Below are 12,948 nucleotides of genomic sequence, written 5' to 3'. Positions count from 1 at the left end.
GGCGGCGTAAATGCCGTATCCGGCCGACAAAAGCTTAAATCTCCAGCGCTAACCTGGTGCCTTGCGCAATAGCGCGTCGGGCATCCAGTTCCATCGCCACATCGCACCCGCCAATCAGATGCACCGTTTTACCTGCCGCATTCAGCGGATCGACCAGTTCGCGTTTGGGTTCCTGACCGGCGCAGATCACCACATGATCCACGTCGAAGATCAGCGGTTCACCGTTGATCAGTACGTGCAGTCCGTCATCGTCGATCTTTTGATAGCTCACTGATGGGATCATTTTTACGCCGCGTGAAAGCAGGGTGGCGCGATGGATCCAGCCCGTTGTTTTACCTAAGCCTTGTCCTGGTTTACTGGCCTTGCGTTGCAACATGACTATCTGACGTGGGCTGCGGGATAAATGCGGCCCTTCCAGGCGTAAACCGCCTGCCTGTTGCAGACTGGTGTCGATCCCCCATTCCACACAGAATTCAGCAATATTTTGACTGGTAGGAGAGCCCGGTTGGCTCAGATACATGGCGGTATCAAAACCGATCCCACCGCAGCCAATAATCGCGACGCGTTTGCCCACCGGCGCTTTATCGCGCAGGACGTCAAGATAGGTCAACACTTTTGGGTGATCAATACCGTCGATCGGCGGCATGCGTGGCTCGATCCCACTGGCGAGGATCACTTCATCAAATGCGTGCAGATCGTGTGCGGTGACAAAATGATTCAGTTTCAGCGTCACGCCGGTCACGTCGATCATTCGGCGGTAGTAGCGCAGCGTTTCATAAAACTCTTCTTTGCCGGGGATCTGTTTGGCGATATTAAACTGTCCGCCGATCTCACCATGCGCATCGAACAGCGTCACGTGATGCCCACGTGCAGCAGCGTTAATGGCAAAGGCGAGCCCCGCAGGGCCAGCACCGACAACCGCCAGGTTTTTCAGTTGAGTGGCCGGAAGGATCGGCATTTTGGTTTCATGGCAAGCGCGTGGGTTCACCAGGCAGGAAGTGACTTTGCCAACGAAGATCTGATCCAGGCAGGCCTGGTTGCAGCCGATACAGGTATTGATCTCATCCGCTCGTCCGGTTTGTGCTTTTGAAAGAAGTTCGGCATCGGCAAGGAACGGACGCGCCATCGATACCATATCGGCATCGCCGCGAGCCAGAATGTCGTCGGCCACGGTTGGATCGTTGATACGGTTCGTGGTGACCAACGGGATCGTCACATGGCCTTTCAGCTTACGTGTCACCCAGCTAAAAGCACCGCGTGGAACCGGCGTGGCGATGGTAGGTATACGTGCTTCATGCCAGCCAATACCAGTATTAATTATGGTGGCACCTGCCTCTTCTATTGCCTGCGCCAGCTGGACCGTTTCGTCAAAGGTTCCACCATTTTCCACCAGGTCGAGCATCGACAGCCGAAAGATAATAATAAAGTCATTACCGGCACGTTGGCGTACCGCCCGAACAACCTCCACAGCAAAACGCATGCGATTGGTATAATCGCCTCCCCATTCGTCATTACGCTGGTTGGTGCGCAATGTCAGGAATTCGTTGATCAGATACCCTTCCGAACCCATCACTTCTACGCCGTCATAACCTGCTTCCCGCGCCAGTTGTGCGCAGTGAGCAAAATCCTCAATCAGTTGTAGAACTTCATCATGGGTCAGTTCATGCGGTGTAAAGCGGTTGATCGGGGCCTGAATGGCTGAAGGCGCGACCAGATGTGGCTGATAGCTGTAGCGCCCGGTATGCAGGATTTGTAGCGCAATTTTGCCACCTTCGTCGTGAACGGCATCAGTAATGATGCGATGGTGCGGCAACTGGCTGGTATCGTTCAGCGTCGCGCCACCCTCCATACCGACGCCAGATAATGCAGGAGCAATACCCCCGGTCACAATCAGGGCTACACCGTGGCGGGCGCGTTCGGCGTAGAACGCGGCCAGCCGTTCTGCACCATCGGGATACTCTTCCAGCCCGGTATGCATCGAACCCATCAGCACACGGTTTTTAAGCGTGGTGAATCCCAGATCGAGCGGGGCGAACAGCGACGGATAGCTCATAAAGGTGTCCAGTATGTAAAATTATTGTTATGTGGTCGGATGAGTTACTAATTTAGCTGGCGCTGCGTAAAAGGGAAAAGGGGAATGGCGTGATTGTGATGGGATTCAAAAAAGATGCGTATACCTGCGAAGAAATTGCCGGATGGCAGTACTAACGCATCTACTCCGACCTACGGTATGGTGCTGCTGTAGGCTGGTGAAGGCGTAGCCGCCATCCGGCATCTGTCACACTTGCTCCACGCTCACCCGTAATGCAGCCAGGGCTTTGCGCGTTGATCGTATTACCAGTTCGCATTGCTCGATTGTTAATGTTAACGGCGGTTCGATACGGATCGTCTTTGCGTTATTCAGTGTTCCGGCCACCAGTACCCGCTGGCGGAACATCTCACTGGCAAAGTTGTAACCTATCTCATTATCGACAAATTCAATCGCCATTAGCATGCCTTTCCCACGTACGTCATGCACAAGGTCCGGGTATTCCCGCGCCAGCTGTCGGAAGCCATCCAGCAACATATCGCCTTTCTGTTCTGCCTGGGCTGGTAAATTTTGCTCCAGCAGAACATTGATAGTTGCCAGCGCCGCCGCACAGGAAAGCGGGTTGCCGCCAAAGGTGGTGGTGTGCAGGAAGGGGTTATCAAACAAAACGGAGAACACCTCTTCAGTCGCGATTGTCGCCCCAATGGGCATTACACCGCCGCCCAGCGCTTTTGCCAGACACATGATGTCGGGCTGCACGTTTTCGTGTTCGCAGGCGAACATCTTACCGGTACGCCCCATGCCTGTTTGTACTTCGTCGAGGATCATCAGCGCGCCAAACTCATCGCAGAGTTTACGTACGGCGGTCAAATACCCCTGCGGCGGTAGGATCACTCCGCCTTCACCCTGAATCGGCTCCAGAATAACGGCAGCCACATCGTCACCTGTTTTTTTACACTCGCTGAGTACGGTGCGCATCGCGTCAGTATCGCCAAAAGGAACATGACGGAAGCCCGGCAGCAGCGGCATAAATGGTTTACGGAAGGTGGATTTAGCCGTGGCGGACAGCGAGCCCAGCGATTTTCCGTGGAAAGCGCCACTGGTGGCAACAAACGTAAATTTGCCGCGCGGTGACTGGTACGCTTTCGCCAGCTTCAGTGCCGCTTCGACTGACTCGGTCCCACTGTTGCTGAAGAAACTGTATTTCAGCTTTCCGGGTGCCAGCGCGGCAAGCGTTTTTGCCAGCATGGCTCGTAATGGATCAAGCAATTCCTGGCTGTGCAGAGGTTGTTTCGCGAGTTGATTCTGTACGGCGGAGACCACTACTGGATTACGGTGCCCCACGTTGAAAATTCCAAAACCCCCCAGGCAATCGACAAACTCCTGTCCCTGGGTGTCGACAAGCGTATTCAGGCTTCCCGCTTGCCACTCTACGGCTCCGTAATCCCCGCCGGCAGTTACAGATTTTCGATACTCTAAAAACCCCGGATTAACATGCTCTTTGAAGTAATCAATCACCTCTCGGTTAAGTGCTTTCATCTCCTCATGATCAAGCGTTCGCTTCTCAATGAGATTCAGTGCGTGTGCGCTGCAGGCCAGAGCCGATGCGCTGGAAGGTAACCTGTTCAAAATATGCTCCCGGAGCTCGCGTATCACATGATACTGAATTAAGTATTGCAGGGATTGCGCCATCCCGGCGCGCTTAACGAAAATCGGGATAAACGCCAGGAAATAACTCGCTTGTGCAACATTTAATCTCAAACATTAACATTTGCTGGTATTTTGCCCAGGTTTACAGCCAGAAAACAGACGGGAAAAGTGGCCTACTGCGCTAAAAGTGGGCAAAAATTGCACTATTGCAGTGCGTGGAGTGAAGTGTTGTTGAATAGTTTCGTTACGAAAGTATTTTAAATCAATGAATTAGAAAACATACAGATTTTGAGGTTTAATCGCAAATTGCGATCTAAATCAAATTTAACAACTAAAGTTAAAAAGATTAGCGCCGAAATAACATAAGCCGAAAGAGTTAACAACCAGATAACCTGCACAGGACGCAACCATGTCTTCTCATCCCTACGTTAGTCAGCAAAATACACCGCTGGATGATGATATCACCCTCATGTCGACCACCGATTTACAAAGCTATATTACCCATGCGAACGATACCTTTGTTCAGGTCAGCGGCTATCAGCTGAATGAATTGCTCGGTAAGCCGCATAACCTGGTTCGTCATCCGGATATGCCAAAAGCGGCGTTTGCGGATATGTGGTACACGCTGCAGCAGGGCGAGCCGTGGAGTGGGATTGTGAAAAACCGGCGTAAAAATGGCGATCACTATTGGGTGAGAGCCAACGCGGTGCCGATGGTGCGGGAAGGACATGTTACCGGGTATATGTCCATCCGGACCCGGGCGACGGATGAAGAGATCGCTGCGGTAGAGCCTTTATATAAGGCGCTGAATGAAGGGCGTTGTAACAGGCGTATTCATAAAGGGCTGGTGGTGCGTAAAGGCTGGCTGGGTAAACTCCCGTCGCTTCCGGTGCGCTGGCGGGTACGTAGTGTGATGGCATTGATGTTTGCCGTGCTGGCCGTTGCGTTGCAGCAGATGGGGGCTGAATGGCCGCTACTGCTGATGAGTGCGCTGGTGATGCTGGCTGGAACGACGATCTTCGAATGGCAAATTGTACGCCCAATCGAGAATGTTGCCCGTCAGGCGCTGAAAGTCGCGACCGGAGAGCGCAATAGCGTGTCGCACCTTAACCGCAGCGATGAATTGGGGCTGATGTTACGGTCAGTGGGGCAACTGGGATTAATGTGTCGCTGGCTTATCCATGATGTTTCAAGCCAGGTTTCCTGTGTGCGTAACGACAGCGAAACGCTGGCAAAAGGCAGTGATGATTTGAACCGGCACACGCAACAGACGGTAGAAAATGTGCAGGAAACGGTGACGACGATGAACCAGATGGCGGCGTCGGTGAAGCAAAACTCCGCGACTGCATCCGCTGCCGATAAGCTCTCCATTGCAGCCAGCAGTGCGGCAACGCAGGGTGGTGAGGCGATGGACACCGTCATTAAAACGATGGACGATATTGCTAATAGCACCCAGCGGATCGGCACTATCACTACTCTGATTAACGATATTGCCTTCCAGACTAACATTCTGGCGTTGAACGCAGCGGTTGAAGCCGCGCGAGCGGGTGAGCAGGGGAAAGGGTTCGCCGTGGTGGCGGGAGAGGTACGCCATCTTGCCAGCCGTAGCGCCAGTGCAGCGAATGACATCCGCAAATTGATCGATGCCAGCGCTGACAAAGTGCAGTCCGGTTCCGATCAGGTTCACGCAGCCGGGCGCACAATGGACGACATTGTGGCGCAGGTACAAAACGTTACCCAACTGATTGCCCAAATCAGCCACTCCACGCTGGAACAGGCGGATGGGCTTTCCAGCCTGACTCGCGCGGTGAATGAATTGAGCAGCATTACGCAGAAAAATGCAGAACTTGTCGAAGAGAGTGCCCACATTTCAGCGATGGTGAAACATCGTGCCGGGCGTCTGGAAGATGCCGTAACGGTCCTGCATTAACCTCAGGTGTGAAGGCGGAACAACGGGTTCCGCCTTTTGACCGGTTTGTTTTAATCTAACTGGGTGATGTCCAGTGAGGCACGATCGATAATACCGATGATTTTTTTGATCTGCGCATCGCTGGTATCACCATGATTAACCCGCAGATCCAGTACGGCCTTGAAGTTATCCAGCGCCCGTTTCATTTGCGGATTTTTACGTAATTCAAAACCCACACAACGCGCTTTAATGCGTTCGTGGATATGTTCCAGATGCTCACGGTTTTCATCAAGCCACTGCTGACCTTGCGTGGTGATCGTTATCTGTTTACGTCCGCTTTCTTCATCGTTGATGACAATCAGTTCCTGGTCCTGCAAAAAATCCAGCGTCGGATAAATCACGCCGGGGCTTGGTGTGTAATTACCCTGGGTCAGTGTTTCGATGGCTTTGATCAGTTCATAGCCGTGGCTGGCATCGCGGGTCAAAATATCCAGAATCACCAGGCGCAATTCGCCGTGGCCGAAAAAGCGCTGACGACGACCGCCGCCGCCCCGACCATGGCGATGTCCACAGCCGTGCTCGTGGTGGTGCTCTTTGTTACAACCTTCGTGGCGATGTTCTTCACTTTTGCAGCAACCCTGATGGTGATGCTCGGTGTCATGGCCTTCGTGGTGATGCCCTTCACCTTTGCAGCATCCTTCGTGTTGGTGTTCTGCATTTTTGCAGCAACCTTCATGTTGGTTTTGCATCATCTTCTCCTGATGTTATTTAGATATATCTAATTTATATCTAAAAATTGATGCTTTGCAAGAGTGTTATTTTTATTTGTCATAATATGTTGATTTTTATAGCTTTTAATTCGGTGTTGTCGTTCTGATAAGCAGAGCGAGACTATATCAAAAAAAGTGCTTGCAATATTTGTAACTAGCAATCATTATCATTTAAAAATTAAATTAGATATATCGTATTATTTTCACGAAGGCGGAAAAATGACAAAAAATACCCCACGCTACCCACAGCGCGTTCGTAATGAACTGCGCTTTCGCGAACTCTCAGTCCTGCGCGTTGAACGCATAAGCGCGGGTTTTCAGCGTATCGTTCTTGGCGGTGACGCACTGGATGGCTTTAGCTCACGCGGTTTTGATGATCACTCCAAAGTCTTTTTTCCTGAACCGGGTACGCATTTTGTGCCGCCAGTGGTGACGGATGAGGGCATTGTCTGGGCAGAGGGAGTCCGTCCTGCATCCCGGGATTACACGCCGCTGTATGATGAAGCGCGTCATGAGCTGGCGCTGGATTTCTTCATTCATGACGGCGGCGTGGCGAGTACCTGGGCGATGAACGCCCGTGAAGGTGACAAGCTGACAATCGGTGGACCACGCGGTTCTCTGGTGGTACCAGAAGACTATGCGTATCAGGTTTACGTGTGTGATGAGTCGGGAATGCCTGCTCTGCGCCGCCGCCTGGAAGCGCTGAGTGGTTTAGCGGTGCGTCCAGAGGTGACTGCACTGGTGAGCGTGCAGGATGCAGCCTGCCAGGATTATCTTTCCCACCTCGACGGGTTTGCTATCCAGTGGTTTGTCGGTCACAACGAGCAGGCGGTGAACGACGTGCTGGCGCAACTAAATGTACCTGCAGAAGATTATTTCATCTGGATAACAGGCGAAGGAAAAGTGGTGAAAAACCTGAGTGCCCGCTTTGAAACCGAGGAGTTCGATCAGCAACTGGTACGTGCAGCTGCTTACTGGCACCAACGCAAAGCCGCTGATCAATAATTAGACGGAGGAACGCCAAAGGCCTGGCGAAACGCGTAGCTAAATGCCGCGGTGCTCGAATAACCCACGTCGAGTGCGGCGGCGGTCACGCTTTTATTTTTCTTAAGCATTAATACGGATTCCAGAATCCGCATTTTTTGCTTCCAGACGCTGAAAGGTAATCCCGTTTCTTTTTTGAAATGGCGCGAAAATGTGCGAGGCGACATGCCGAGATGCTGCGCCCAGTACTCTAACGAATGCTCCAGCGCGGGGGATTCCTGTATTGTCCGGCAGATTTTTGTTAATTCGCGATCCTGTGGCCAGGGTAATACAAAGGCAACTTCCGGTAACTGCAAAATAATATCGACCAATACGCTGACCAGCTTCCCTTCTTTTGACTGACGATCGTAATGGCCCGAAATTAAGTTGGTCGCGTAATGAATAAACTCTCGGGCGAAATCACTGATGGCGACCACTTTACACTCATCAATACGTTTCTCCAGAAAGTCCGGTTTAATATCCAGATTCTCTAAATGAACATCATCCAGCGCCCATACCGCATGTTCAATATTATGAGGGATCCAGATTCCATAATGCGCGGGGATTATCCAGCATTTGCCGGCGACATCAATACGCATGCTTCCCTTGCGGGCAAAATGAAACTGGGTAAAAGAGTGTGAGTGCTGCGGTACATGGTTATTCGCTTCAAGGACATATGAGCGAAAGTAAACATCCTGCGGCAGTTCTGCCATTGAGTCATCCGGGAAGGAATTCCACTGTTTCTGCTTGATGGTTTCCATAAAGAAATACGTAATGCTCCCGGTTATGTGGCCTCTACTCGATAGATCTTGTCCGCAAATCATAATACATACACTCTGTTTTCCATAATAATCTTGCCTAAGAATTATTAGCCCACTTTTGGTAAAGACCATGGACACGCTTTGTTCAGATGCTGTAATCGTAAATGAAACAAATGATAATTGGACGCGGATGGGGAAAGAGCTGCTCCAGCAGGCTGATATCCAGATCAATGGTTCGCGTGCCTGGGATATTCAACTTCATCATGCCGGTTTCTTTAAACGGGTACTGCAACAAGGTTCTTTAGGGCTTGGCGAAAGCTATATGGAAGGCTGGTGGGACTGCGAACGGCTCGATATTCTGTTCTGCAAGATCCTCAAAGCAAAACTCGATCAAAAAATGCCGGGCAATCTGAAAGATATTTTACGCATTGCCAGTGCACGCCTTTTTAATTTGCAGTCGCGCAGCCGGGCCTGGATTGTCGGCAAAGAGCATTATGATATTGGCAATGATCTCTTCGCCCTGATGCTTGATCCATACATGCAATATTCCTGCGGCTACTGGAAAGATGCGACCTCATTAGAGGATGCGCAAAATGCCAAATTAAAAATGATCTGCGAGAAGTTGCAACTGAAGCCGGGGATGCGTTTACTGGATATCGGTTGCGGATGGGGTGGCCTGGCAGAATATGCAGCGCGCCATTATGGCGTGGCGGTAGAGGGTGTCACCATCTCGAAAGAGCAACAGAAAATGGCGCAGCAGCGCTGTGACGGGCTGGATGTCACCATTCTGCTTCAGGACTATCGTGACCTTGATAAGCACTACGATCGTATTGTCTCCGTGGGGATGTTCGAACATGTGGGGCCGAAAAACTACGATACCTATTTCAGTATCGCTGACCGCTGTTTAAAACCTGATGGCCTCTTTCTGCTTCACACCATTGGCAGCAATAAAAAAGGGATGAGTGTAGATCCGTGGATCAATAAATATATTTTCCCGAACGGATGTTTACCGGCGATATCGCATATTGCCGAGGCCAGTGAGTCGCGGTTTGTGATGGAGGACTGGCATAACTTCGGTAGTGATTATGATAAAACGCTGATGGCCTGGCACCAGCGTTTTAATCAGGCATGGCCAGAGTTGTCTTCACATTACTCCGCCACTTTTAGAAGAATGTTCAATTACTATTTATGCGCATGCGCCGGAGCTTTCCGCGCCCGAGACATTGAGCTTTGGCAGGTACTGTTTAGCCGTGGCGTCGAGGGCGGTATTCGCGTTTATCGCTAATAGGGTTAGTAGAGAGATTCATGCGAACTCGTGCCAACGCCTGTCGCATTTATCGAGAACATTTGATTCCTGAATCGAGTTCCGCTCACCGTAAAGCGCGCCCTGAGCCAGCATTCATGCTGGCTCTCCTGGCCTTACGGAAACGCGTCGGCAATTTTCAGCCGGACCCGCCACACCTCACCACCTGAGTTTTTTGAAGGACTATTTGAGAGCATTCTCTGCCAGCGCTTTAAACACCATCGCGACAGCATGTGCGCCGGGGTCCATATTACCGAGCAGGCTTTCGCTATTGAGGTAAGACGCGCGACCCGCGTTGGCTTTGCTCGACAGACAAGTGCGTTCTGCGCCAGCTTGTGCAGCCTCAAAAGCAGCTTGCAGGTTTTGCGGTTGTGCCAACAGAGAGGTTAGTGCGGGCTGCAACGCATCAATCATCGTGCGATCGCCTTCATCCGCGCCACCGTAAAACTTCATCTGAGCCAGACCCGTATTCAGCGCTTCGGCAACCTCAGCACCTTGTTCCAGTTTCTGCCCGGCTGCGGTAAAGAAGATGGACATCAGCACGCCGCTGGAACCTCCCATAACCACAGTCAGACGCTCCCCAATCAACGCGAACAGCGTGGCCAGATCAGCAAGCGGTAGTTGCTTACGCTGTAGCTGGTCGGCAATTTCACGTGCGCCTGCCGCAAAGGTTGAACCGGTATCACCATCACCCACTTTGGCATCCAGCGCGTTGAGATGTGCTTCCAGGCCGGAAAGCGTCCCAATGACCTGTTCAATGATTCCGGCTACCAGCGCGTTCTCTGAAGGCTGGAATTCCACGCGTGCACTGCGCTGAGATGATGGCACGGTAGTGATTTCACGTGGTGGTACGGGGGTTGGCCAACTGGTGGTTTCCACCTCGGTTAACAGCGCTTTTTCGATGCTCTCTTCCAGCACGATGGCCGTCAGCGAAAAGCCTTTCATATCCAGAGCTGTGACCAGCGAGGCAGGGCCAATCAGCCAGTCGATGCGCGAGTGCAGTGGGCTGGTTGCCAGTTCGTGGGTCAGAATAGCCATTTCCGCAATCGACACGCCGCCGAGGTTATTAATCATCACTGCCAGGCGACCGGTTTCAGGCAGCACGGCAATCAGCTTATCTACCATCAGATTGACAATCTGCGCACTGTTTTGGGTGGAGATCACGGATGCGCCCGGCTCACCGTGAATACCCATTCCCAGTTCTGCATGCCCCGAATGATGACGTGGTGCAGTCTCGGTTTCCTGCGGCAGATGACAACTGGAGAGCGCAACACCAAGGCTGAAGGTGTTGTTTGCCGCATATTGCGCTTCACGCAGGACGGTGGCGAGGTTATAGCCGCGCTCGGCAAAATAGCCGGCAATTTTATGTACCAGAATAGTCCCGGCGATACCGCGAGGATGTTTGTTATCCGGCAGCGAAATGTCATCACCGACGATCAGCATCTCGACGTTATAGCCAAGCCGACGGGCTTTCTCTGCCGCAAGACCAAAGTTAAGACGGTCGCCAGTGTAATTCTTAACGATCAACAGGCAACCTGCGTCACCGGTTACCGCCTGAATGGCTGTCAGTACCGCATCCACGCTTGGCGAAGCAAATACGTCGCCACAGACAGCTGCGGTTAACATGCCCTTGCCGATAAACCCGACATGAGCGGGTTCGTGCCCTGAGCCACCGCCGGAGATCACTGCCACGTTATTTTTATTGAGGTCGCGACGTACCACGATACGAATGGCTGGATCGCTCTCCAGACGTGCCAGGTTGTTCCACGGGCTGGAGATGATCGTACCGTCGATAACGTCGTTTACGAGATGGTTGCGCTGATTAAAAAAGAATTGAGACATAACGGCTCCTGGAGATTAAGAGTAAAACAAACCCCCGGATGCATTGACATGGTGCGGAGGCGATGGAGAGATTTTGGCTGAGTCAGTGCGGAAAAAAACACATGCAAAATGAGTTTCATTACGGAACATGAATGTTCTTTTTTGTTCCAAAATGGAACGTAACTGTACGAAAAAATTACACAATGCGAACCCGAACAACTTTTTTCTCTTTGTATTAGAGAGGGTAATACGTCGCAGGATGCTATTTTCGGATGGTTACGACGGTGGTGGAGAGGAAATGCAAAACCTGATTTTAGTTACCCGCGCGGCATTGGCGCTAAATGAGCGGATCGGGATCGCAAACCTTATTAATTTCAGGGTTAATCGTTCCAATATGGAACGTCAGTCATTTTTATCTGTTTCATATCAGAACAAAAAGACGAAAGATTTTTTTGTTCACGCCTCGCCATACAGTTATTGCATCGCTCCGGTACCCCTTCGTTTTGCTATCTACATCAGGCTAAACAGGTGAACGCCAGGGCTCATCATGTAAAAACATGTACTTATTTGAGGATGAAAGGAATGCTAAAAGTTATTCAATCTCCAGCCAAATATCTCCAGGGTCCTGACGCTTCTATCTTATTTGGTCAATACGCTAAAAATCTGGCGGACAGCTTTTTCGTGATTGCAGATGACTTCGTGATGAAGCTGGCGGGGGAGAAAGTGCTCAACGGCCTGCACAGCCACGACATTAGCTGTCATGCGGAACGCTTTAATGGTGAATGCAGCCATGTGGAAATTAATCGTCTGATTGCCATTTTGAAACAACATGGCTGCCGTGGCGTTGTGGGGATTGGCGGCGGGAAAACGCTGGATACAGCCAAAGCGATTGGCTATTACCAGAAGCTGCCGGTGGTGGTGATTCCGACTATTGCCTCTACTGATGCACCAACCAGTGCGCTGTCCGTTATCTATACTGAAGCCGGTGAGTTTGAAGAGTATCTGATCTACCCGAAAAACCCGGATATGGTGGTGATGGATACGGCGATTATCGCCAGGGCGCCGGTGCGTCTGCTGGTTGCCGGAATGGGCGATGCGCTTTCAACCTGGTTTGAAGCGAAAGCCTGTTACGATGCCAGAGCGACCAGCATGGCGGGCGGGCAGTCCACGGCGGCGGCACTGAGCCTGGCACGCCTGTGCTATGATACGTTGCTGGCAGAAGGCGAAAAGGCACGCTGTGCAGCGCAGGCTGGCGTGGTGACGGATGCACTGGAGCGTATCGTGGAAGCGAATACTTATCTCAGCGGCATCGGCTTTGAAAGCAGCGGTCTCGCGGGCGCACATGCGATCCATAACGGCTTCACGATTCTGGAAGAGTGCCACCATTTGTACCATGGTGAAAAAGTTGCGTTTGGTACGCTGGCACAACTGGTCCTGCAAAATAGCCCAATGGAAGAGATAGAAACCGTGCTGGATTTCTGCCAGAAAGTTGGCCTGCCGGTCACGCTGGCGCAAATGGGCGTAAAAGAAGGCATCGACGACAAGATTCATGCCGTTGCCAAAGCGACCTGTGCGGAAGGTGAAACCATTCACAATATGCCGTTCCCGGTGACACCAGAAAGTGTTCATGCCGCTATTCTGACGGCGGACCTGCTGGGGCAGCAGTGGCTGGCACGTTAATC

Annotated in this window: 10 protein-coding genes; 5 read left to right on the top strand and 5 right to left on the bottom strand. The window is 51.7% G+C overall.

Annotated features, from left to right (window positions below):
* Nucleotides 1-34: 34 nt before the first annotated feature.
* Nucleotides 35-2,053 carry an oxidoreductase gene (locus OH663_RS02680; RefSeq protein WP_048220515.1) on the bottom strand — a complete coding sequence of 673 codons (2,019 nt, stop codon included), beginning with the start codon at nucleotides 2,051-2,053 and terminating at the stop codon, nucleotides 35-37.
* Between the two features lie 225 nt (nucleotides 2,054-2,278).
* Nucleotides 2,279-3,658 (bottom strand): putrescine aminotransferase, encoded by a 1,380-nt coding sequence (gene ygjG, locus OH663_RS02675; RefSeq protein WP_167493934.1) that lies wholly within the window; start codon nucleotides 3,656-3,658, stop codon nucleotides 2,279-2,281.
* A 430-nt stretch (nucleotides 3,659-4,088) separates the two neighbouring features.
* Between ygjG and OH663_RS02670 the strand changes: the two genes are divergently transcribed.
* Nucleotides 4,089-5,609, top strand: coding sequence for a methyl-accepting chemotaxis protein (locus tag OH663_RS02670; protein WP_200010037.1), 1,521 nt, complete (start codon nucleotides 4,089-4,091; stop codon nucleotides 5,607-5,609).
* A 50-nt stretch (nucleotides 5,610-5,659) separates the two neighbouring features.
* Here OH663_RS02670 and OH663_RS02665 read toward each other — a convergent pair whose 3' ends face one another.
* Nucleotides 5,660-6,340 carry a PadR family transcriptional regulator gene (locus tag OH663_RS02665; RefSeq protein WP_167493935.1) on the bottom strand — a complete coding sequence of 227 codons (681 nt, stop codon included), beginning with the start codon at nucleotides 6,338-6,340 and terminating at the stop codon, nucleotides 5,660-5,662.
* 237 nt (nucleotides 6,341-6,577) lie between these two features.
* Between OH663_RS02665 and OH663_RS02660 the strand changes: the two genes are divergently transcribed.
* The gene (locus OH663_RS02660) at nucleotides 6,578-7,363 is read left to right on the top strand and encodes a siderophore-interacting protein (RefSeq protein ID WP_200010035.1); all 786 of its coding nucleotides are present in this window, start codon (nucleotides 6,578-6,580) and stop codon (nucleotides 7,361-7,363) included.
* On the opposite strand, the gene OH663_RS02655 is transcribed toward OH663_RS02660, so the two are convergent.
* Complete coding sequence (locus OH663_RS02655; protein WP_045447824.1) at nucleotides 7,357-8,205, bottom strand: helix-turn-helix domain-containing protein; 849 nt, start codon at nucleotides 8,203-8,205, stop codon at nucleotides 7,357-7,359. The two genes, OH663_RS02660 and OH663_RS02655, sit on opposite strands and share 7 nt — an antisense overlap.
* A 67-nt stretch (nucleotides 8,206-8,272) precedes the next feature.
* On the opposite strand from OH663_RS02655, the gene cfa reads away from it, so the two are divergent.
* Nucleotides 8,273-9,427 (top strand): cyclopropane fatty acyl phospholipid synthase, encoded by a 1,155-nt coding sequence (cfa, locus tag OH663_RS02650; RefSeq protein ID WP_045447821.1) that lies wholly within the window; start codon nucleotides 8,273-8,275, stop codon nucleotides 9,425-9,427.
* A 201-nt stretch (nucleotides 9,428-9,628) separates the two neighbouring features.
* On the opposite strand, the gene OH663_RS02645 is transcribed toward cfa, so the two are convergent.
* Complete coding sequence (locus tag OH663_RS02645) at nucleotides 9,629-11,287, bottom strand: glycerone kinase (protein WP_263525681.1); 1,659 nt, start codon at nucleotides 11,285-11,287, stop codon at nucleotides 9,629-9,631.
* A gap of 277 nt (nucleotides 11,288-11,564) precedes the next feature.
* Between OH663_RS02645 and OH663_RS02640 the strand changes: the two genes are divergently transcribed.
* The gene (locus OH663_RS02640) at nucleotides 11,565-11,798 is read left to right on the top strand and encodes a hypothetical protein (protein WP_045449793.1); all 234 of its coding nucleotides are present in this window, start codon (nucleotides 11,565-11,567) and stop codon (nucleotides 11,796-11,798) included.
* Between the two features lie 50 nt (nucleotides 11,799-11,848).
* Nucleotides 11,849-12,946, top strand: coding sequence for a glycerol dehydrogenase (locus OH663_RS02635; protein ID WP_045447815.1), 1,098 nt, complete (start codon nucleotides 11,849-11,851; stop codon nucleotides 12,944-12,946).
* The last annotated feature ends 2 nt before the right edge of the window (nucleotides 12,947-12,948 follow it).

This window comes from Citrobacter sp. Marseille-Q5395 (genome assembly GCF_947057495.1).
Classification (GTDB): Bacteria; Pseudomonadota; Gammaproteobacteria; order Enterobacterales; family Enterobacteriaceae; genus Citrobacter; species Citrobacter murliniae.
This window is presented reverse-complemented; position numbering and strand designations above follow the sequence as displayed.

Bases quoted from the DNA above. Each gene is read 5' to 3' on its own strand.
- OH663_RS02680 (WP_048220515.1), bottom strand. From the start codon at position 2,053: ATGAGCTATCCGTCGCTGTTCGCCCCGCTCGATCTGGGATTCACCACG.
- OH663_RS02670 (WP_200010037.1), top strand. From the start codon at position 4,089: ATGTCTTCTCATCCCTACGTTAGTCAGCAAAATACACCGCTGGATGAT.
- OH663_RS02665 (WP_167493935.1), bottom strand. From the start codon at position 6,340: ATGATGCAAAACCAACATGAAGGTTGCTGCAAAAATGCAGAACACCAA.
- OH663_RS02660 (WP_200010035.1), top strand. From the start codon at position 6,578: ATGACAAAAAATACCCCACGCTACCCACAGCGCGTTCGTAATGAACTG.
- OH663_RS02655 (WP_045447824.1), bottom strand. From the start codon at position 8,205: ATGATTTGCGGACAAGATCTATCGAGTAGAGGCCACATAACCGGGAGC.
- cfa (WP_045447821.1), top strand. From the start codon at position 8,273: ATGGACACGCTTTGTTCAGATGCTGTAATCGTAAATGAAACAAATGAT.
- OH663_RS02645 (WP_263525681.1), bottom strand. From the start codon at position 11,287: ATGTCTCAATTCTTTTTTAATCAGCGCAACCATCTCGTAAACGACGTT.
- OH663_RS02640 (WP_045449793.1), top strand. From the start codon at position 11,565: ATGCAAAACCTGATTTTAGTTACCCGCGCGGCATTGGCGCTAAATGAG.
- OH663_RS02635 (WP_045447815.1), top strand. From the start codon at position 11,849: ATGCTAAAAGTTATTCAATCTCCAGCCAAATATCTCCAGGGTCCTGAC.